Origin of the sequence: Lactobacillus rizhaonensis (assembly GCF_036246345.1) — a bacterium.
In the GTDB taxonomy this organism is placed as follows: domain Bacteria; phylum Bacillota; class Bacilli; order Lactobacillales; family Lactobacillaceae; genus Lactobacillus; species Lactobacillus rizhaonensis.
Genome location: NZ_BTTV01000007.1, coordinates 39305 through 61935, shown reverse-complemented (window position 1 = coordinate 61935; position 22631 = coordinate 39305). Strand labels below are relative to the sequence as shown.

General features: G+C 33.0%; 14 protein-coding genes. 2 read left to right on the top strand and 12 right to left on the bottom strand.

Annotated elements, in window-relative coordinates; translation table 11 throughout:
• Positions 1 to 210: 210 nt before the first annotated feature.
• Positions 211 to 5970: a S8 family serine peptidase gene (locus AAA915_RS08315; RefSeq protein ID WP_338201415.1), complete on the bottom strand. Its 5760-nt coding sequence runs from the start codon at positions 5968 to 5970 to the stop codon at positions 211 to 213.
• A gap of 251 nt (positions 5971 to 6221) precedes the next feature.
• Between AAA915_RS08315 and AAA915_RS08310 the strand changes: the two genes are divergently transcribed.
• The gene (locus AAA915_RS08310) at positions 6222 to 7127 is read left to right on the top strand and encodes a peptidylprolyl isomerase PrsA (RefSeq protein ID WP_187156994.1); all 906 of its coding nucleotides are present in this window, start codon (positions 6222 to 6224) and stop codon (positions 7125 to 7127) included.
• 335 nt (positions 7128 to 7462) lie between these two features.
• Here AAA915_RS08310 and AAA915_RS08305 read toward each other — a convergent pair whose 3' ends face one another.
• The 8 genes from AAA915_RS08305 to AAA915_RS08270 all read right to left on the bottom strand — a co-directional run bounded on the left by AAA915_RS08305 (position 7463) and on the right by AAA915_RS08270 (position 13853).
• Positions 7463 to 7735, bottom strand: coding sequence for a hypothetical protein (locus AAA915_RS08305; protein WP_122037060.1), 273 nt, complete (start codon positions 7733 to 7735; stop codon positions 7463 to 7465).
• Positions 7736 to 7821: 86 nt separating this feature from the next.
• Positions 7822 to 7953 carry a hypothetical protein gene (locus AAA915_RS08300; RefSeq protein ID WP_338207487.1) on the bottom strand — a complete coding sequence of 44 codons (132 nt, stop codon included), beginning with the start codon at positions 7951 to 7953 and terminating at the stop codon, positions 7822 to 7824.
• 632 nt (positions 7954 to 8585) lie between these two features.
• Positions 8586 to 9812 carry an MFS transporter gene (locus AAA915_RS08295; RefSeq protein ID WP_338201410.1) on the bottom strand — a complete coding sequence of 409 codons (1227 nt, stop codon included), beginning with the start codon at positions 9810 to 9812 and terminating at the stop codon, positions 8586 to 8588.
• Positions 9813 to 9915: 103 nt separating this feature from the next.
• Positions 9916 to 10761, bottom strand: a complete 846-nt coding sequence (locus AAA915_RS08290; RefSeq protein WP_338201408.1) for a helix-turn-helix domain-containing protein — start codon at positions 10759 to 10761, stop codon at positions 9916 to 9918.
• Positions 10762 to 10781: 20 nt separating this feature from the next.
• Positions 10782 to 10958 (bottom strand): hypothetical protein, encoded by a 177-nt coding sequence (locus AAA915_RS08285; protein WP_338201406.1) that lies wholly within the window; start codon positions 10956 to 10958, stop codon positions 10782 to 10784.
• Between the two features lie 225 nt (positions 10959 to 11183).
• A complete protein-coding gene (locus AAA915_RS08280; RefSeq protein WP_338201404.1) occupies positions 11184 to 11435 on the bottom strand; it encodes a hypothetical protein in 252 nt (83 codons plus the stop codon).
• Positions 11436 to 11832: 397 nt separating this feature from the next.
• Positions 11833 to 12885, bottom strand: a complete 1053-nt coding sequence (locus AAA915_RS08275; RefSeq protein WP_338201402.1) for a Fic family protein — start codon at positions 12883 to 12885, stop codon at positions 11833 to 11835.
• A gap of 839 nt (positions 12886 to 13724) precedes the next feature.
• A complete protein-coding gene (locus AAA915_RS08270) occupies positions 13725 to 13853 on the bottom strand; it encodes a hypothetical protein (protein ID WP_338207486.1) in 129 nt (42 codons plus the stop codon).
• 645 nt (positions 13854 to 14498) lie between these two features.
• Here AAA915_RS08270 and AAA915_RS08265 point away from each other — a divergent pair.
• Positions 14499 to 15551, top strand: a complete 1053-nt coding sequence (locus tag AAA915_RS08265) for a hypothetical protein (RefSeq protein ID WP_338201400.1) — start codon at positions 14499 to 14501, stop codon at positions 15549 to 15551.
• Between the two features lie 895 nt (positions 15552 to 16446).
• Here the strand turns inward: AAA915_RS08265 and AAA915_RS08260 are convergent.
• From AAA915_RS08260 to AAA915_RS08250, 3 genes are read right to left on the bottom strand one after another with little or no spacing between them, the layout of a single operon-like run.
• Positions 16447 to 17718: a restriction endonuclease subunit S gene (locus AAA915_RS08260; protein WP_338201399.1), complete on the bottom strand. Its 1272-nt coding sequence runs from the start codon at positions 17716 to 17718 to the stop codon at positions 16447 to 16449.
• Positions 17699 to 19315: an HsdM family class I SAM-dependent methyltransferase gene (locus AAA915_RS08255; protein WP_338201397.1), complete on the bottom strand. Its 1617-nt coding sequence runs from the start codon at positions 19313 to 19315 to the stop codon at positions 17699 to 17701. The genes AAA915_RS08260 and AAA915_RS08255 overlap by 20 nt, the downstream gene beginning before the upstream one ends.
• 5 nt (positions 19316 to 19320) lie before the next feature.
• Positions 19321 to 22389 (bottom strand): type I restriction endonuclease, encoded by a 3069-nt coding sequence (locus AAA915_RS08250; protein ID WP_338201395.1) that lies wholly within the window; start codon positions 22387 to 22389, stop codon positions 19321 to 19323.
• Positions 22390 to 22631 lie beyond the last annotated feature (242 nt).

Genomic DNA, 22631 nt, shown 5'->3' with positions numbered 1-22631 from the left:
GCAACTAGCAAATATTATACTTTGTAGTTCTATACAGATTGGCAGAACAAGGTAAAAGAAAAAAGAGCCAAGCAGTTTATTAGCTACTTGGTTCTTTTCATTTACTCTTTATCATCAGTATTTAGCAAAGAGCTGAATTTGATCGTCTTTTAAAATCTAGAAACTATTTTCTTAGATAAGTTTCATATGACAAGACTAGTTATGAATCAACTATTTTACAAGATGAACTTTATAGAAGTTTACGCTCTTGATGTATTTACCTTGGCCAACTCTATATGTTGTCTTCTTGTATTTCTTTAAAGCCTTATATTGATCACCGTAGACAGTCACAGTTGTACCCTTTTTGAGAAGCTTACGTGATGCCTTCTTACCATTAGACTTGTAAACATATGAGTTTCTCTTCAGCTTAGCCTTGGTACCAGTAACATTTCTTACACGAACATATTCATCCTCATCTACTAGCTTGTAGAAATGTTGCCCATTAAATGTATAAACCTTTAGCTTATCATTTTCAACTACAAGGTTAAGGAAGCTATATGCCTTGGCAATCTTAGAAGTCTTCTTAAGGTCATTAGTGTAAAGAATAGACTTAAACATTACCTTAGTTGATTTACCCTCTTCTTTGGCATCCTTATTTTCCACATTAGTCTTGCTCTTATCTGAAGCAGTTGTATTTGCATTTGCTTGTGAACTAAAGTTATTAGCGATTGGAGTGGTATTAGTTGATGGATTAACCCATGGGGTAAATGATTCAGTGCGCTTAACAGTTAAATGTTTGTCTGCTTCATCCAATGCAGCGCTAGTAGTTTGGACATCTTTTAATGTAGCATTCTTATCTGCTAAAACTTCCTTGGCCTTGTCTAATGCATTTATATAAGTCCTCTTGGATTCATCAGTGTATTTGTTCAAGTTCTTCTTAGAACCAGCGTCAACCTTAGCTTGAAGTTCCTTCTTTGCTTTTGGCAGATTATTATCTGAAGTATCTTTTTCTTTATCAGTCAATGCCCTTTCTGCTTTAGCTAATGCATCAGTTGCAGCCTGGACATCTTTCAATGTGGCGTCTTTATTTGCTAAGACATCTTTCGCCTTGTTTAAAGCTTCTTCATAAGTCTTCTTGGACTCATCAGTGTATCCACTCAAGTCTTTCGTTTCGCCGGCATTAACACTTTCTTGGAGCTTTTCTTTAGCATCGGATAAATTCTTGTCATCTGCATTAGGTTCGGTTTTCTTATCAAGATCCTTGACCTCTACAGATTTAACATCAGATTCATTGCCATATTTATCAACGGTCTTGAATTCAACAGTTCTATTTTCAGTGACTTTGAGTCCATCAGCTGGCATATCCTTGAATGTCTTGCCAGCATCAACACTGTAAACTACCTTTGCATCAGGTTCCTTGGTAGTAGCTTCAAGGAGAGCAGACTTGCCATCTATTGCTACGGTTTGCTTTACATCAGGCTCATCTAAGGTCTTTTCCGGTTCATTGTAAACAACTAAAGCTTGAGTAGTTTCATTGCCTTGAGAATCAGTTACTTTAACATTAAAAGTATTCTTACCCTTCTTCAATTCAACTTCATACTTAAAGTCCTTCTTGACACCTTCCTTGCTGTTGTAATCTACATCACCCCAGGCAGATTCAATGTTATTATCATTGATTGATAAGTCATAGAACTTGTAATCATCAGCCACAGTACCAGAAATTGTATATTTATCCTTGTTAGTGTAAACAGGACCATCATTATCTAGAGTTAAAGCAGGTGATTCTGCATCTACATAGAAGCTTAATCTCTCTTGAGTAGTTTCTCTAACAGTTGAGTCACCAATCAAAGTAGATATAATCTTAGCACCGTGAGTACCAACATTTAGTGTTACTTCAAATGTTTGATCAGAATTGATCTTGACGTTCTTACCATCGATTTGCAAAGTAGTAGTTGGTCTCTTTACCTTACCCGTAATAGTCAACTCGCCAGTTTTAGGATCATAGTTTTTGGTATCAGCGCTAACGCTGTTAGTACCCCATTGAATGCCGTCATCGAATATAACATCACTGCTTCTTACAGTTGTTTCACCACGATCACTAGACTTAACCTTTTGTTCAACGCTGGATGAATTACCATCTTCATCAGTTGCCACAATATTAAAGTCATTTTCACCAAAGCTTACTGGTAGGTCAATAGAGAAGGTATGATCAGCATTCAGCTCAACCGCTACGTCGCTTTCGCCATCTTGCTTAATTACTAATGACTTAGTATCATCGCTTACCTTACCTGAAAGCTTAACAGTAGCTTCAGAGGTTTGTGCCAATTCAGCTGATGAATTCTTGCTTGCATCATAGGTATCATTCTTATCAACGGTTAAGTTTTCAACCTTAGCCGGGACAAGACTAACTGTAATTTCTTTTTCTTTAATGACGGTCTTATGATCAGCATCAGCATAGAGGGTGACCATTGTCTTGTAATCATCCTTAGTAAGTGGAAGTTCAGCAGCAAATGTCTTGTCGCCATCACTTTCGATATCTAAGTCGTGAGTCTGACCATTCTTATCAGTATAAGTACCATATACCTTGCTTGGATAAGTACCTAAAAAGATAAAGGATCCAGTGGCAGAGTAGTAGTTGTTAGTTGTTGAGGAAATCTTATCTGGTAAACCGCCATCTCTAAGAACCAGGCCAAAGCTAGTTTCACCAGGCTTATTGCTTTCACCTGAAGCAGTTACTGCATTTGAAGCATTATCAAATAGAGCTACAGCAAAGTTATTAGTACCTGCTTGTAAAGTTTTCACCTGTTCAGGAGATAAGACGATTTCAACCCTTTGGAACCCATCCTTATCTGCCTTAGCAGTTGGATCATATGTTAATTGACTGATGACACCGTTTACAGAAACATTTGCGTCACTACTCAAGCCACTAAGATCATCCTTAGCTTCGGCAGACAAGTAGTAGCGAGTCTTTTCTTGACCATTGTCATCCTTTTCTGTACTTGATTCTAGCTTGAGATTCTTTAATACCGGTTTAACACTGTCTACCTTAACGGGCATATCGTAATGCTGCTCCGTGTTTGTGCCATCAACAGTAGCAGAGATTCTGTAAGTGTAAGTTCCATCAGGCACTTTAACTGTCTTGTTAGCTTGTTGGTCAAAGTATGTACCGTCCCACTCAGGAGCTTCATCAAAGTAATTGTATGTTTGAGCTGGTGCGTAATAGTATGACTTAGCAGCATTACTTAACGAAGCTAAAGTATTAATTACTTTACCATCTTTATCCAAAATTTGAACCTTAACGTTATTAGCATTTCTGTATAAGTAATAAACTGGTTTAAACCATTGGAATTGAGCATTATCCGCCGTAGAAATTGCGAATTTTGAAGAATCAAATGCAACATTACCGTTATCATCGATGCCTAAGCCCGGGTAAGCACTATCATAGTCATTACCAACGGTTACAAAAGTACCTAAGATATTATTCTCAAGTTGGAATACATCCGGATCATTTAAGCTAGCAAAGATTGGCAGATCTGAACTTGCCCAGTCGCCAAAGAATCCCATGTATGGTAGACGCAATTGTGAATTATCTGATCCATTAAAGGTCAAAAATCCTTCAACATACTGATTTTCTTTAAAATCAGCAGGTAGCGTTAATGTAATAGTAAGTTCCTTAGTTGAATTTGCAGCTACAACTACTTCACCATCAGCTTGAACTGAAGCACCATCAATTTGCTTGTCATACAAAACCGAACCACTATCAGTAGCAGAAGTATAAACATCTGATTCTTTACCATTATCGGTTAACTTATAAGTTAAATCCTTATTGGTTCTATTGGTAAACTTAACTTGGAATTTGAGAGTTCTATCTGTGAAGCTCTTAAGCTCAACACCTGGATAGCCATTGGTACCAACAACGGTTGAAGGATTTTTAACTAATGCCTGAATAGTAGCTTGTGCATTGATAAATCCAGCACCTTGTCTACGAGGTGAAACGATTACATTATCATGACTAATATCAGTATGAATACTTGCAGTATTCATTTCCAAAGTTTTGATAAATGCTGTTCTTTCATTCGGAGTCATCTTTTGATAAGTTTCATAGAAAGAACCCTTTTTATCATTCATTGCTTGACTAGCAAGAGCTTGCGTACCAGCAATAAATGGAGAAGCCATAGAAGTACCTGACATGTTAGTATAGCCATTATTATTTTGAGTTGACCAAATATTTCCACCTGGAGCTGAGATATCTGGCTTAAAGGCTAAGTTAGAAACAGGGCCATATGAAGTAAAGCTGGACATTAAATCTGTCTTAAGGGCTGAATTATCTAATGGCTGGACAGCAATGCTTACCTTTAACGCTTCATCAGGATTTTTTGCAACATATTCTACTAACTTGTTTCCTGCATCCTCTGATAATCCAACAGTAGGGAAACCAGCATTAAGTTGCATGCTATTTAATGGGCCAGCTTGATTATTAACAATGACTAAACCCGCAGCCCCAGCCTCTTGTGCAAACTTTTGTTTATCTGTAAAAGCAAGGGTCCCACGCTTAACGATGGCAATTTTACCCTTAACATCAGATGTATATTGATTTGCAGAACCTGCACCTAATTGTCCATTTTTATCTTTAACAACATAGAATTGCTTGTCATTAAAGAATGAACGATCAGTACCTGCTGAAAGTTGTGTAGTTTCTGGACCAGCTACTACAGTTTTACCATCAGCTGAAGTAAAAGTTATACCATCAGTAGTAACTTTACTATTCTCCGTTGATGCAACCGTTGTAGCAGTTCTGGCAGTACCCGGACTGTCTATAGTTTCCATGTCTGGATTGCCATAATATGCCTTGTTGTCTCCATCAGCCTTTGAGTTTGAGGTTCCAGAGTTACCAGCAGAAATTACAGCAGCAGTACCTGTCTTAGTAGCACGGTCAACAGCTGCAACTTCTGGATCATCATCGGTTTGCTGACCAGAAATAGAACCTAGAGACATGTTTAAAACATCAGCACCAAGTTTAGCTGAATCATCAATTGCTCCAATAATGCTAGTAGAATCAGTAGAAGCAGAACTAGCTGAATTAGAGAAGGCCTTCATTGCTAATAATTGGGCTTCTGGGGCAACACCTACAACTGAATTAACAGAATCTGAAGTACCATTGGCAGCTACGATACCTGAAACGTGCATACCATGTTGTTCGCTAGAATTATTATCAGTAATATTGTCATTGTTATCTGAATAGTTATGGCCATATGGGACCTTTTCAGTAAAGTAGCGACCATAACCAGCTTCTTTAGTGAAAGCATTAACCTTTGCTCTAGTTAATTTCGCTTTAGATTCATCACTCAAACGTAAATCTTTATGATTAGGATCAATACCTGTATCGATGATAGAAACTACAGTGCCTTCGCCTTTGTATTTATAATTATTCCAAACTGCGGAAACATTAGCCATATTGTCAGCAGAAGAATCATTGGCATAGTAGACTTTTGCCAAAGTAACTGATTTAACGCCTGGAATAGCTCTTAATTTTTGAATATCTTTAACCTTTGCTTTAGTAGCAAAACCGTTAACTACATAACCATAGCTTTTGCCAATTGCTTGGTGGGTAATTGCCTTTACCTTTGTTTTAACTGCAGCCTGTTTTGCAATTACTTTTTTTGTAGCCCGCTCAATTTCTGCACTACTTGAATTTGTGCTTACTGAACCATTTGTAGCTACAGGTGCAGCAGACAATTGAACAATTACATCAACATATACATTTTGCTTTTCGTTAGAAGTTAGATGCTTGAGATTAACTCCCTTTGCAGCTAATTGTGCTTCAATTGCTTTATTTGTTACGCCAGCTGTAGCTGACTCTGCTGCTTTAGAGCTTTTTGCAACAGTTTTTGTTTGACTGTCAACACTAGCTCTAACTTGCTGTTCAGTATTAGAGAATACAGATAGTGCAGCGGCACAAACCAGTACTCCCATATACTTGCTTTTTTTCATAAATAATCCCCCAAACATTAATTAATAATATTATCAATTTAATATTATAGAGTAGTAAATTAAAAAATCAACCAACTTTTTATTAATAATATTATTTATTTTTAATATCTTAATTAATTTATTCTTGTTATTTATGACGACTTTGCCTGCTATTGTGGTACGTTCTTGCTTACTGCTTTTAATCTAATTGAATTAAAAGTTACAATCTGCTTTAATAATTAGATAAAAAAATCTTCATTGGAGGAGATAAAATGGAAAAATTATTAAAAGGTGTAATAACGACTGTAGCTGGTATTTCCTTACTAGGCTTAACAGGCTGTTCAAAATCAAATAATGCAGAAGTTGCTCAATACGGGAAAGATAAAAAAATTACGCAACAAGAATTTTATAGGGAACTCAAGTCAGCCCCTACGAGTAAAAATGTTTTAGCTAATTTGTTAATTTATGATGCTCTAAAAGCCCAATATGGCGGAAAGTTGAATTCTAAAGAAGTTACTCAAGAATACAATAATTATAAAGAGCGCTATGGCTCACAATTTGATGAATTTTTAGCACAAAATTCATACACTAAGTCATCTTTTAAGAGAATGATTCAAATTAACCTACTTAGTGAAATTGCATTGAGGTCTCAAATCAAGCCAACAAATAAGCAATTAAAGGCAGAATGGAAAACATATCAGCCGAAGATTACTGTGCAGCATATTTTAGTAACTAGTCAATCAACAGCCAAAGAAATTATCAATCAATTAGACAATGGGAAAGGTTTTTCAAATTTAGCAAAAACATATTCTGTAGATAGTTCTACCAGCACTAATGGCGGTAAATTAGCACCTTTTAATCAAGAAAATAAAAATTGGGATTCTACTTTCAAAAATGCTGCATATAAGCTTAAAAATGGTGAATATACTAGTACTCCAGTAAAAGTTACTAATGGTTATGAGATAATAAAAATGATTAGTCATCCAGCTAAAGGGAGTTTTGAAAACAATAGAGCAGAACTAACAAATAATCTTTATATCAAATGGGCGGCAAATTCTACTGTGATGAGAAATGTAATCAGCCAAGTTTTAAAAGACCAAAAAGTCAAAATTACAGACAAAGATTTAAAATCTGCATTAGATCAATACAAAGGATCTACAAAATCAGGGTTAAATTAGAATCTAATTGCTTATAAAATCAACTTGAATACTTATTAACAATTCAAAATTTTTTTAAATATCTCATCAATCAGTTCAATATTATATGAACTGATTTTTCTTTTTCTCAAATAACGTTCTTATTACTATTTGTGAAGCATCTGTAAATATAATTACAACTATATTTCTAATTTTAAATACAATTTGCAATATTTACCTATATTCACAATAATGCATTTGATATGCTTACTAGTGATATTTACTAAGGACAGCTATATCAAATTCTTGAATAACAAAAGGCAGTTAGTTCAATGAACTACCTGCCTTCAACTTGCTATATTTGTAATCAATGCTACTTAACAAGAAGCATCATTTTTTCTTTTCTTTAAAAAACGAGTTATTGCTGTATATATAGTAATGACTATAACTATAGATACATAAGCTGTACCTAACATGATTTCTGTGAACCAAAAATCCTTTATTGCGCTCGCCTCATGGACTCCAAAAATCATAGTGCCAAAACTATAATATGCGGAAAAAAGTGTGATTAAAACCAGTCCGACCACTATAATCAGTAATAAACTTGTTAGCCAATCTAAAAACTTTTTAATAGAATTCAAACTTGTCACACTTTCCATTGCGCTATAGTAAACAGCAAATACTTACTTAAAATAGTTTAATTGTAGCAAAAAGCACTTTTTAGACCAACCCAAATTTAGATATAAGTATCCTTTTGCAAATTATACATATTATGATAATCAGCATTACGTCTGATTAATTTTTCGTGTGTATCAAAGCCGAGAATTCTACCATTTTGTAAAAAGAGAATCTTATCTGCATATTTCACCGCAGACAAGCGCTGAGTTACAAAAATAATCGTTTTGCCTTTGTTTTCTTTCGGTAAATTGTAAAATAGAGTTTGAACTTTATGACTGGCCTGAATTCAAGAATTTTTTAGATAAAATGTCTAACTTTTTAGTTGCACTTCAATTGGACCTAAGTACATCTGGAGGGTTTTACTATGGTCAATTTTCCGTTGAACAAAAATTACAGGCACTCAGCTTACATGAGGAGGGCTACAGCACTGTTCTGTGGCTCAAACAATTGACACTGATTCACATCAACTAATTGATGCCTAGACGAATACTTACAATTTCAAACTTAACTAAAAGCCGTGGCATCCACCAGTCCATACCGCGCAAAGGCAACGGACTGATGGTAGGCTTTCTTTGGCACCTTAAAGTGGAATATGTTCTACGGCTTTGAACAGGCCTTCAAGAACTTAACTTCACCGGAACAAGCAAACTGAAAGGACTAACCTCGATTTAATATCGGAAGTTAGTCCTTAACCAGAAATTATTAAACTACTTTAATTTCAAGGGGCATATCTATTTTTAGTCTGAATGCTCAATCAAAACATCGCCAAACTATAGCAACAGAATCTGATGAATAATCATGTTAATGCCATGCGGATTCTTTTTACTTCTTGGCCTTGTGCCTGACCACGCCGAGGTAGTAGACCGCCGCGAGCAGCAGCGTAACACCGTAAATGTACTGCGTGCTGATTGCGCCCAGCCGGTCAACCACCAGTCCGCCCGCCATCGTCCCGAGCGGGATCATGACGGACAGGATGCTGTCGTTGATGGTCTCGATGCGCCCCAGCACCGCAGACGAGAAGCTGACCTGCACCAGGGCCTCAAAGTCCGTGTTCATCATGGTGAGCCACAAAGAGGAGACGGCCGAGTTCAGCAGGATGAGCAGGACGCTCAGGCCCGCCGTCAGCGGAACCAGGAGGCGGAAGACGCCAGCACCCACAAAACAAATTGCGATGAACAATTCCATGCTCTTCTTGCCCAGCTTGAAGTGCTGCACCAGGAAGGCACCAGCGATGCCGCCCAGAGACGAGGCCATCAGCAGGCCACCGTAGCCGATTGCCGAGTCATGAACGTAGTTCTGCCCAAAATACGGCAGGCCCACGTCGAAAATGCCGTAGAAGAAGTTGACCACGCACAGCGGCAGAATCAGTTCCAGGATGTTCTTTTCATCCTTCAGCGTCTGCCAGCCGATGCGTAGGTCCTTCCAGTAGGAGCCGGTGAAGTACTCCTCGCTCTCCAAGACGTCCTTGGCCAGGGCGTTAATCTGCAGGCGCCCGTAGGTCAGCAGGGCCAGCGCAAAAACCACGCCGGAGATGACCACGGTCATGCTGATTGACGTTGTCGCAATCAGAAAGGTGGCAAAACCGTCCAGAACTAAGTCCAAAACGCCGTAGGTCACCTCGAACAGGCCGTTGAAGTGGAGCATATCCTTTTCCGCGACAAACAGCGGCAGCAGTTTGGTTTCGGCCGGGTAAATAATGGTTGAAAGAACCGTGGAGGCCGTGTAAAAAATTAAGACCATGGCGTCAGCCCCGATGCCGCCTTGGCCCAGCTGCAACACCCCCACCACCGCGGCGCTGATTGCGGCCTGGATGATAGTGGAATAGTTCAGCAGCTTCTTCATTGAGATGCGATCAATCAGAGGGCCCAGGCCGAACGAGACCATGTCAACCCCGGAAGTAACGGTCAACAGGACCGCTACCATGAAAGGTGAGTGCCCGGTCTCCTTGAAGTACCAGAGCACCGCCATGTAGAACAGACTGTCTGCGATGTTGGTCGTGACTCGGCCAACTAGCAGCTTATAAACGTTTGCATATTTTTTACATAACATAATACACTTTTTTAATTATAATCCTTTTCTTATTTTTAATAATACTCATAATCGGTTGGCTATAAATCCATAATAAATTTATATTTTTAAATAAACAAAAATTTCACAGTGGCCAATTTTTAACAACTAATGTACACCCCATATCAAGCAGATTCTCTTTAATCTGCTTAGCACGAGTTAAATTACCAGAAAACAATGCCGAATAATATTTAGCTGATATTATATAAATGATAAAATGAGTGGTTGACTCTAAGCTTTGAAGATAATTTATAGCATTCACTACATTAGCTCCAATTATTCCTATTTTTCCATTCAATCCTATTGTTTGAGAATATTTCCAATGTAAATAGTTAACACAAACGATGGCAAATCTTTCTTTCATAATTTCTGAAATGTTTTTAGATCGTGATATTTTATTAAAGAAAAAGACCATCTTTTTTTCAACAAATTCAATTGGTAAAATTTCAAATGATGTAGCAAACAAAAGTAAAGCTTGAATATTAAAAATCCAGTTACTCTCTTTATTTAAATCATCTATAATGGATTTCTTAAACTTATTATCTAAATCATCTGTAGTTTTTGTCAAAAAAGCAACAGCTATCTGTACTCTTTTTTTAAAATGAATACTAACATTAGCCTTTTTAATCTGCTCGAATGTTGTAACTGCTGCTACAATATCATGATTATTAAATGCAAGTCCAAATTGAGAGGATAATTTTTGTTCTAACCTATTGGAGGGAGGCATGTAAGTATCAGATACTTTATCAAAGAAATAAGATAAGTCTATATTGTGTTTTAGTAGTAATTTTATTAATAAATCACTGCTTATTCTTCTAGTACCATGGATCACACGTGAATACGTACCAGTTGTAATAATGCCAGCAGCCATTTCTTTTCCGGTTAGTCCAAGCTCTTTCTGCATTTCTTTCAAGGCTTCGCCAATTGTCATAACTAATCTACCTTTTATGGTTATTCTTCATCAGGCTCTATTTTATGTTGATAGCTATTTGACCAGTTCCTTTCTCTAGGAAGGAAAGGAAATCTACCACTAGGATCAGCAATAGTTGTCTTTTCTAAGAGATGTCCTATATAGAATCCAGTAATCTGTGCAGAATAAATAGCTTCTGGGACTCCAGATATTGGCATTGTTACACTTCCTATAGCAAACAAACCTGGTATTTTTGTTCTACCAAATGAATCTGTAACTATAAATCCATTTGATTGCAAAATCTTCAAATTTTTAAAAAATTAGTAGAACCATTATTTAATTTATACGAGTTATTATCAAATAATAAACCGTCATACCTTTTTTTATACTAATATCAACACCGTCAAATCCGGTAGCCGAAACAATTTTATTATTAAACCGAGCTATTTTTTATATTCTTGTAAAGATGAAACACTGAAGCCGGTCACAAATCTTGATAAAAGCGAAATTACTTTTGAGTTATAACAAGCTTTTATAGAATAAAGTAATTTTGTCTCATTAGTTTTTACTTCCGATAATTGTTTTAACGCTTCATCTATATTAAATCTAATAGCATCTTTTAAATAAATAACTGACGGTGTATCAATTTTCTCACTATTCTTTATACCTTTTATTATTATATCGTTAATTTTCATAGCTTCGTCTTATCTCTTTAGCGTTATTCTTTAATTTTAATTTTAGCATAAACTCATATTATGTTTGCCTATTTTTCCTATAGGAAACTAAAACTTCTGTCCTGACATCGGTCCATGCGCAGATATCCTGGGGGTGTCTGGGCATCTGCGCTTAACTCCTTCCATGTTCAGATAATACGCGCTAACAAAAAAATAAAATGGTAAATTGTAAAATGAAGTTGAACACTTGCCCTGATTAAAAAATAAAAAAAGTCCATTGGACTTCTCTGATAGAATGTAATTAACCCAATCAATTCTAGAAAGAAGTCTCCAATGAACTCGCTTAATTCACCCGTTGCTATAGTTATCGGTGCAAAATAACTAAATTTTGCACCGATAATTTATTTACTGCACTGCTTTAGTCATTAGCAATATAGCGACTTGCTTTTCCTTTGCCTACTAAACCTATTTTTCCTTCTTTGCGCAACCTAGCTAAAGCATGTTTAATAGTACTTTCACCATATTGCGGTACCAAATTCATTAGTTCCTGTCTAGATAACGGCTTTAAACTATTAATAATTTTACTCAATAGCAAAGATTCCGGATCCCTTTCCGTATCACCAGTGATGTCAATTCTTGAATCTAATTCACGGTAAGCTTGCAATACGATACTCAAAAAGTAGTCAACATATGGTCCATAATCGTTTTCATTATTAATCCATGCCTTTCCTGAACTTTCTAACAAAGTCCGGTAATATTGCGCCTTAGTTTTTTCAATTAAACGTTCCAAACTAATATACTTACCAACTCCGAAACCTAATTGTTGTAATTCAAGTAGCATTAACAAGCGTGACATTCTGCCATTACCATCTCTAAATGGGTGAATTGATACAAAATCCAACATAAATGCTGCCGCTAGTATTAATGGTGGGAGGGAATTATCACAAATTGCATTATTATAGGTTTCACATAAACTTTGGACTAATTCAGGTGTGATATATGCTGGTGGTGGAGTAAAGCGAGTTTCTTTATGACCATCTGCAAAGGTAGTAATAATTGCATTATCAATGTCCTTAAATTGACCGCCCCAGCTGCTTTCAGTAAAATTAAATAATTGCTTATGTAATGTTAATATATTATTAGGAGTGATCTTGATATATTTATAATTATCATGAATTATTGCTAAAACATCACGATAGCCAGAAATTTCTTCTTCACTGCGATTTTTCGGAGTCGTTTTTTGCTTCATTAATTTCTTAAGTCGTGCATCACTTGTTGTAATTCCTTCAATTCGATTGGATGAGTCTGTACTCTCAATCTTTGCGACTACCAACAGCTTATCCATTATGTCTTTCGCACTTAAGGAGATATGATCCGTTTTACCTTTTAGCTCACAGATCAGATTGAGTTTTTCAATCATCTTCGTAGTTAATTTCAAACCATTTAAAGTTTGGTAATCAAAAACTTTCAAAGTATTACGTCTCCTTTATAAACTAGTTTCTTCTTACATATTATACCAAGTATCAGTGCATTTAAAAGATTACCGGTGCAAAATTTAATTATTTTACACCGTAAATTTGTTTATTGCACCGAAAAATATTTATTACTACACAAAAAATCAGCCTTAACTTATCTGCGTGAAATGCTGATAAATCAAGGCTAATCAGAGTAAATGATTCTTCTGAATAAGACTATTATTCAAGCTCACATTGCCATATAGTCATCTGGTTTTTATCTTTTTAAAGAAATGAAAGGCAGACATAAAAAATAAGATAAATACCAAATACGAAATTAATATTCCCCATGTTAATGAAAAATTAGTGTTTAAGGAATGCTCATTCATATTCGTAATTATTTTCAGTCCTAATGCGGTAGTCTTGATACCTGAACTGTTAATACTAAACAGCTCTATAATATAATCAATCATAAATGCAACCAGATATATACTACTTCCAGCATCAAAGGCTTTATAATAATTCATGATTTTTCACATCCCTTTTTTAGAACAAAGATTAAAATAATTAACAAAAAGACTGTTAATGTACAGTAATCTGATTTTTGCTATAAGCAATGTCAGAAGAACTATCACACTTGCTATAAGCTAAAAAATATACTTTCATCATACTACCATAAGCTTTCGGTACAAAAATCCTAAAATAAATAAAATGAAAGCCCATTGGCATTATTAACCCATATAACACGTTACTAGTTATAAAATTTGTACCAACTATTATTTATAAATTTATATTTATTTAATAATAGCATTAAACAAGTCTTAAATCAACAAAATAAAATTAACAATAATACTATTTATTCAGCTAGTGACAGCATGTTTTTATTAATATAATTTTCAAACTGAATTACCTTGTTAAACATCGTATTTTCCTCAAGAGTAAGATGATATGCTAATTCAGTAACTGTTCCAGGATATTCCCGCAAAGGGTATTATGAATTTTCCTAGAAAGTACAGGATTAAGTGAAGCTGTTGCTTCATCTGCTAACACAACTGGATGCCTAAAGAATAAGACTCTAGCAATCTTTATACTGAACTCAAAGAATTCCTTGGTATACCGCGTTTTTACCGCACAACGTATATCTTTAATGAACAAAAAATAACCTTAATTTATCAACAGAGAACATTGATATTTCAAGGTTATTTGACTAATTTTATTCTTCTAAATGCGACTAGAAGCATGTAGGTTTGTAATTAATTCTATTATCATACTTGCATTTATCAGTCGTATTATTCAATCTATTTGGCTTTTATTGTGTCTTAATCAATGGTATACCATAATTGTAATTGTTCTTTTTGGAAAACGCATAGTATTAAAAATAAAGAGAAGGAAGAATAGCTAAAGTGAAAAAAATTGCATATACAATGATCTGAAAAATTACATAAACGAGTATACCCATAAAAACACTTGTGACCCTTATATTCGACATAATATAACGTATACCAATAAAGGAGATACTATCTATTTTGACACTGAGAAACTATTTAACTTAGTAACTGAAATTATTGAAGATAGTAACTATGGAAAAAATTTCTCAGGTCGTGCCGAAAATTTTTTAGAAGATAAACTTATGAACATGATCAACGAGCATATATATATCAAAGGAGAAAATACGGAAGATACAGTCCAAAAGATTATTGAAATGCTAAAAACCAAAAAAGTACCTTATACTTTTTTTATACCTACTTATGGAATCAGTGTAAATTCCATCTTTCCTCAAAACTTTAAAAATATAGCTCTATGCTCTAAAAAATATAAAAATAAGATAATTGATCCCTTAACTGATACAAACGATGACAATATAGACCTTAATGACACTGAGAATAATAATGAAGAAAAATCATTTATAATGATTAAAGTATACGCGAATAATGATGAAACTGCTGAACAACTTAGTCTAAGTTACTCAAATGATCTAATATTAGCTCTTCATAGTGTATACAGCGATATGGACAATGCATATATTATTGGCATCGGGGATATAAAAGATACTAATTATTTATTTCGTATTTCATATATAATAAATGATAGTAAAATCGGAAGAAAGTATTTAAGACAAAATAATAAAATAATTCCTCTTCAGATTGATTTATCGCTTAAAAATAATGAAAATATAATTTTTAAAGCATTTGTAAACATACTAAATAAAAAGATTGTTAACGATAAACGGAAAAACAAAAATGACGATGATGACAAACTTTATGATATAGAAAACAGACTTTATGTTGCACTTAAGAGTATCGGTAAAGCTACTATTGATAATAATGAAGATCAATCATTGTTAAACTTAATGACAGCTATTGAAGCCCTCGTTGAAGGAAAAGATTATTATCAAAGTATAACAGATCAAATATGCGAAAGATGTGCAGAATTACTTTGCACAGATCCACAAGAAAAGCTTAAAATATATACCGAGCTACAGAATCTAAATGACAAAAGATCTAAAATAACTCATGGTGAAAAAAGTCCAAAAGTAACTGCTAATGATTTATATTTTTTACGCCAAACAGGACTTGAATTATGCTTATATTTTTTTAAAAATTTAGATCGATTCAAACATTTCACAAAAAATAAAAATTGGAAAGATTACTTTTTAAATTTAAGATTTGAACAGATGCTTTAACCAGATTCAGAAGCCTAAGGAGGTAAGACATCTTTAATTAACTTTCAAATACTATTATCCATTTTCATCACTGTCTTGTTAGTCCATAAAAAAGCTCTAAAAGTCGAAAAATAGTATACTTTTAGAACTAGAATTTTTAATAAATATTATGTATGATTTCTTGCGTTTTTGAGAAAAGCAGATAAATAAAATAGATCATCGTACACTTGGATTACATGTATGAAAATAAGAAAAGACTATGAACAGCGCTGCCCATTATTGAACGTTGAAAACAAAATGTAATCACCTATTTTCTTACAAATTCTAAAAACTCATACACACAGCTTGCCCAGGATATCGAACATGCGCTCAAATTCATAACTCCTATAGATGTGACAACAAAAAGAGTAAAAGACAGGGCTCATGGTGCTTTATCATATGGGCCAGAGCTCAGAGCAATTTCCTTAATTACATACGGAAATCAAGACAAGTGACGAGAATTATACTTTCCACTGAATGTTTTTACTTTACAATTTCTCAAATATATTTCTACTCAGCAAATTAATAAAGTGCTCACCTTCAACAAAATTATCTCCTTTGTAAAAAATAGAAATTTATCTACTATTTATACTGGATTAAGTGATGAGGATGCTAATTTAAACACTTTAACTTCGATCTTAATAACGAAAATTTACTACTTACTATGTAATAAAGATTTAATGACTTCAGCCAAAGAAGAAGATTACAATTTTAAAAGGTATCAAGATAAAATTTTACCTTACATTCAACACCAATTAGATAATTTATCCCCAAATTGTATCTTTATAGAACATGCAACTACAGTTTTGAGAAATACATTAACGAATGATGGTACTAATATACGGCGTAAAGCAATAATTCAGTTAATCAATATTATCTAACCCTTAATTTTTACTTGTCCATTCATCAACAATGGTAAAAGAAAATCACGTAGAGATTTTAGTTGCTGATTTTCTTTTTCACACAACTTGATCTTTTCAAAATATGAATCGACCCTATCGTAGAACTTTTTTACTATATATTCATTATATATGACCGAAATACTTGAGAATTCTTGTTTATTCATATTTGCAAAAGTATTGCCACTTTTAGTCCCCTTAGTATTTTTAAAATATTCACTGATATTAAAATACAGAAAATACTTGTTAATCTTATTATCAAACACAATACTATTAATTTGTTGATTTGTTTGTGAAATATAATTACAGAATCCCACTAGTCCTGGTGTAGCAATACATGAAACACATAAGGAATCTTTCTGAAGATATTTATTCTTCTGGGACTCAGCACCTTTTTTACTAAGTGATAATTGTGTATTTTCAATAAAACAATGTCTTCTAATATCACCTATACATATAAATGGAACATCTTTTCCAAAATTATCCTTAGACTTTGTGGAAGGAGTCTTGCCAGTAATTATATTTGATTCAATTTGTGATAATTTCTTAACTTCCCATCCCTCAGGAATCTCCTGCTTAAGTTGATCATTCCAAACCATTTTGCCACCATTAGACTTATATGGCTTACCATCTTTATCAGGAAATTCGAACTGCAAGAACCAATAATCATAAATAGTTTTAGCCATTGATTCTAGTTCTTTGCAGATTTTGTTGTTATTATCTATTTTTCTTTCTATAGAATATAAAAAATTGCCTATTTTGGATTGAACAGAAATAGTTGGTATGTATGCTTCTATTTTATATATTTCTTCTGGTGATATATTTCGTTGTCGTGTACCGTGAGCAAAAGCTTCCATCTGATCTTTTATTAAATTAGTTGATAATAAGTAATGAAGAAATTTTTTATCGATTTTTTTATCATTACATATTATTTTCCCAACTCGTTGATTCAAAACAAAATTAAAATGTTTATTATTAACATTTGGAACAAAAGCAGAATTTCCAAGTAATCCTTCAACTTGTTCAGTAAGTGGTAGAATTAAATCCATTTCTTTTAATTCTACATCATTTGGAAAATTTCCTTTATAATATTTAGCTTTATCATTATTAAATTTGAAACTGTTGTCATTTGCAAAATTTCCTAGAGTCACCAGTCTATAGTTACTCCTATTAACATAGTTGGAACTTTTAAACGCAAATCCTTGTTTAATAGAAAACACATCACCTAATCTAACTCTCTTTAGTTTCATAAATTGTTTTCCCCAGTTGTTTATTAATTTCTTTTTCTAAACTATTATTTTTATCAAAAAGCCCACACAGCTTTTCCTGATAGTTCTGTATCTTCTCTGCAAATTCATCTTGAGTGAGTTCCACATATTCAATCTTTACAGGGAAATACTGTCCAGCACTAAATGAATAATTTTTATTCTTTATGTCTTTTAAACCAACAGTAATAGAAAAGTCGTCTGCATCTTTTCTTTCAACTGCTGTATTAACTATCTTTGTAATATCATCTTGTGAAAGTTCTATTCTTTGTTTGCCATTTTCTTTAATATTATGACCTAATTTAGAAGCATCAATCAATTGAACTTGATCATCTTGCTTGGATTTATTAAAGAAAATAACACTGACATTAGTGCCAGTTTCCGCAAATACATTGGATGGCATCGAAACAACAGTATCAATATATTGATTATCTACCAAATACTTTCTAATCTTCTTATCAATACCTGATTGAGCAGTTAAAAATCCTGTTGGAACAACTACACCAGCTTTACCATTATCAGTAAGTGAGTGAATAATATGTTGGATAAAGAGTTCATAGATTGCCATTGAATTCTTTTTCTTATTAGGAATCTTAGGCACTCCAGCAAAGTAAATTTCACTTGAGTTAGGTAAGCTTTCTACTTCATCACGCCAGCTAGAAAAATCTAATTTAAATGGTGGGTTAGAAACGATATAGTCCATCTTTTCAGGATGCTTGGGATTTAAAATAGTATTTCCTTGAACAATATTATGAATTGAGTGGCTCAAGTTATTCAAAATCAAGTTCAATCTAAGTAAGTTAGAAGACTTTTGAGAAATATCCTGACTATAAACAGTACACTTATCTACACCAATTCTATTGGCTACATTCATTAATAAAGTACCAGACCCAGCAGCTGGATCATATACTTTTACATTTTCAGGATTTTCTTTACCTACCAAAATGTCCGCAATAATTTTCGCAATGGTGCGTGGTGTGTAATACTCTGCATAATTACCACCACCATTTTTATTATAATCTTTAATCATATATTCAAAGATTGTGGAGAAAAAGTCGAATCCTTCAGCATAAATTGTATTATCAAATTTTGTAGAGGATAATAATTTTATTAGCTCTCTTGCAACATTATCTCTTTGAGATCCATCTTGAATATTATCTGCAATTAAATGAGCATCAAATAATCTTACTTGCGTATTTCCTGTTGTTTCAACAGAGAATAAACTATTATTATCAATAGCAATATCATTTAATGCAGTATCAATTATCTCACTAAAATTATCTTCATTCTGTTTATTGTAAATTGTTTCAATTAGATCTTGACGTTTAATTTCAGCAGAGTCGGTACCTAAACTAAGCTGAAGCATTTCATAATCATCATCATTTAAAGACATAATATATTTATAATCAATTTTTTTATCAAATTTTCTAGCTTCATAAAGAAACTTGTCATTCAAAAATTTATATAAAAATGATTGGGTAACTAGTTTATATTCACCAGCTTCACCACCAAGTCCCGCATTGTTTAAAATACCTTTAATACTATCAATTAAATTTTCTACTGTTTCTACATAATTTGTCATTTCCACTACCTAATTCCTATATATTCATCATGATACTCTTGAGTTAATAATTTAGATATTTCTTTAATTTCTGGAACTGGAATTTCACCATTTGTTTTTTTACTATTTTGCAATAAAATTTGAATAGCTTTTTTATCGAAGTAAGATTCATTATTTAAGACAGCACTATTTTTAGCTACTTCATCATCTAACTTATCTTTTGAATCTTTCATCACAAAATAAATTGCTGGATTTTCTCTGACACTAGGCTTTTTACTGCCACCAAGGTCATAGATTACCTTTTTAAAACTACGGGCATACTTAGTATCCCCATTAAACGCATTAGCTAGTTTTTCATTTTCTGCATTTAAGGTATTCATTTTAAAAATTATTTCTTTAATCTTATCAGTATTAGCTTTTGTTTTATCAACACTAATTTCTTTGACGTGTTGATTTTTCATAATACGTCTAAATTCTTCAAAAATATTAACCCATTCTGGATCTTTCTGATCCCAATTACGATTGATAATTTGTCTAGCCTTCTCCTCCTCCTTTCGATAATCATCAGCAACAAGTTTTAATTCCTCACTACCAGTTTTTTCAAATTCAAATTGCCAATTATTCATTACAACACCAAGAATATCTTTACTGCTTTCTAAGTTGGCATCCTGAATTAAATTCAATGTTCTTATTCTATCTTGAACAATACTCAATAATTTAGAAACATCTTTCGCTTTTATTTTATTAACTAGATCATCATAAGATAATAAACGTGCGACATTGTAATCTTCTTTTAGTTCTCGTAATGTTTTAGCTAATTCGATTAATTCTCCCTTTTTAGGAGTATTATCAATTTGTCTAGAAAAATTTTCCAAATTGTTAGTATCATACTCAGCTAATACTAATCCTGCTTTGTCGAGATTCTTTTCAATCTCTTCTACTGGTACAAATAAAGAACCATAAATTTTATCAAAGTCTTCGCCTGAATCTTTGTATTCACGATTTAACTCTTCAAAATAAGCGTTATTAGTCTTATCAAATTCCTTTGAGATGTTAGCAAAATCAACAATATACCCTATATCAAAGTTATGATATGGACGATTAACCCTTGTTAAAGCTTGTAATAAGTTATGCGCTTTAATTACTCTACCAAGATATATTTTCTTTAATCTAGGAGCATTAAAACCTGTAAGGAGCATATTATAGACAATCAGAAAATCAGTTTTTCCATCTTTAAAAGCTTTAACTTCTTTTTCTCGGGTCTCTTTATCACCTTCATCTGAAAGAATCAAAGAAGCAGTTAGCGTGGTCTCCTTATTTGCTTGTTTTTCTTCAAATAATTTATAAAGCTCTCTAGCTTGATTGGATGAATCAGATACAATCATGCCACCAATCGTATCATCACCAAAAGCTACTTTAGAATTTTGAAAATCATTTACAATATAATCTAACAGTGGTGCACAATAATTAGGATGAGCAAAAATCTCTTTTTTGTTTAGTTGACCCTTCTTAACTTCTTCCTGTAGATTACTTACAATATTGCTAAATTTTTTCTTATACTCAGTAGTTACTTCTTCACGAATCAAACGTAAAGTAAAGCCATCTTGAATTGATTGATCATAATAATATTTGTTTAAATAATCACCAAATATTTCTCTAGTAGTCTTTCTAATCTTCTTTTTCCCTTTACTATCAACATTAATTAATGGAGTTCCTGTTAGAGCAATTTTGATAGAATTTTTATCTGCATTATATAAGTTAGGTAAATATGAACCTTTAGCATTATAAGAACGGTGTGCTTCATCGATAAAATAAATATTTTGTTTATTTAAATTTTCATAACCGGATGTATCTGTTAAATTAGTATCTTCGTTTACTTTTTGAATATTTACAACCGCTACATTTTCAGTAAAAGGATTATTTAACTCTCTTTTTGAATTGATTCTTTTGACTTTTAACCCTCTATTAATAAAGGCATTCTCCGCTTGATCAGCAAGGTCTAAACGATCAACAATAAAATAAAATTGTGGAATAATATTTTTCTTTTGTAAAACATATTTTAAGTATTCAATATTATAGTAAGCCAAGGCTGTTTTACCAGAACCTTGGGTATGCCAAATAACACCTTTTTTAACACCATTATTAATTGCATCTGCAATAGCTCTTGTAGCAAAGTATTGTGGATAGCGCATAATTTGCTTTTGAAAAGTTAGAGTCCCATCATCATTTCTAATTTGATCATAAGCTAATCCAAAATGTAAAAAGAAACTAATTCTTTCCATAGAAAACATAGAAGTTAAAAATGAATTTGCTGGTGTATTTGGATCACAATTTGTTTTAAATTCATTACTATCTTTAATAGCTATTTTGTTAGCGTCTTTTAGTACTTCTTCAATCTGACCTTCTGAGATAGTACCCACTTCTTTGGTTAAATCTTCGGATCTTTCTTCATGCATTGAATTAAAGAATGCTTGTTCATAACTAGAAGTACAATAATAAGAACCTGTAGTATGCTTACCAAAATCCTCAGTATAGTCCTTATTATCAGTAAATCCTATTATTTGAGTAACATTATGAAAGACTCTAAATTTTTTATTTTGAAATCTTTTTTCCATTCTAGTGAATTCTGACTGCATACCAGTTTCACCATTGCGAATAGCATTAGGCTTCTTAAATTCAATATAAACTAAAGGTAATCCGTTAATAAAAATTGTAACATCTGGTCTAAATTCATCATCACCATTTTTACAAGGAATTTCGTATGAAACAAGTAAGCTATTACGATCCCAATTATTCCAATCAATAAATTTAAAACGAGAATTGCCTTTATTTTGAAGTCTATTAAAGAATTCTCTTCCCAAATCATTATTTGTTAATTCGGTTTTGATATCCTTATATTCATCATCAAAATCCTTTTCACTCGCTAAAGGATTTAATTTTAAAAATTGTTTTTTAAAGATGGGCGTTAAAATATTATTCTCTTCATCTTTTATTTTTTGTACCTTTTTATTTGAAATAAACGTATAACCAAGTTTTATTAAATGGAGGATGGCTGGAAATTGTACTCTAGTCATCTCATTAAATTCTTTAACCATAAACTACTCCACAAAACTAAATTTATTCAATCATCCTAATTATATAATATTTTAACATTTTAAAAACACAAAAAAAGGACTCGAAAGTCCTTTATATCGCTATATTTGATACTCCGTGCTTTTATTTCAATAAATTTGCTTTTATTTCAAAGAATGTAATTCTAGTTCAAAGCAACAAAAAAAGCCTGTCATTCTAAGTTCTCCTGAACCTGAATCACAGACCTAAAAATTCTTAAGTTGTT

What these genes read in the sequence shown, in the direction of transcription:
- AAA915_RS08315 (WP_338201415.1), bottom strand. Translation starts at nt 5,970, where the DNA reads ATGAAAAAAAGCAAGTATATGGGAGTACTGGTTTGTGCCGCTGCACTA.
- AAA915_RS08310 (WP_187156994.1), top strand. Translation starts at nt 6,222, where the DNA reads ATGGAAAAATTATTAAAAGGTGTAATAACGACTGTAGCTGGTATTTCC.
- AAA915_RS08295 (WP_338201410.1), bottom strand. Translation starts at nt 9,812, where the DNA reads ATGTTATGTAAAAAATATGCAAACGTTTATAAGCTGCTAGTTGGCCGA.
- AAA915_RS08290 (WP_338201408.1), bottom strand. Translation starts at nt 10,761, where the DNA reads ATGACAATTGGCGAAGCCTTGAAAGAAATGCAGAAAGAGCTTGGACTA.
- AAA915_RS08285 (WP_338201406.1), bottom strand. Translation starts at nt 10,958, where the DNA reads ATGCCAATATCTGGAGTCCCAGAAGCTATTTATTCTGCACAGATTACT.
- AAA915_RS08280 (WP_338201404.1), bottom strand. Translation starts at nt 11,435, where the DNA reads ATGAAAATTAACGATATAATAATAAAAGGTATAAAGAATAGTGAGAAA.
- AAA915_RS08265 (WP_338201400.1), top strand. Translation starts at nt 14,499, where the DNA reads ATGAACATGATCAACGAGCATATATATATCAAAGGAGAAAATACGGAA.
- AAA915_RS08260 (WP_338201399.1), bottom strand. Translation starts at nt 17,718, where the DNA reads ATGAAACTAAAGAGAGTTAGATTAGGTGATGTGTTTTCTATTAAACAA.
- AAA915_RS08255 (WP_338201397.1), bottom strand. Translation starts at nt 19,315, where the DNA reads ATGACAAATTATGTAGAAACAGTAGAAAATTTAATTGATAGTATTAAA.
- AAA915_RS08250 (WP_338201395.1), bottom strand. Translation starts at nt 22,389, where the DNA reads ATGGTTAAAGAATTTAATGAGATGACTAGAGTACAATTTCCAGCCATC.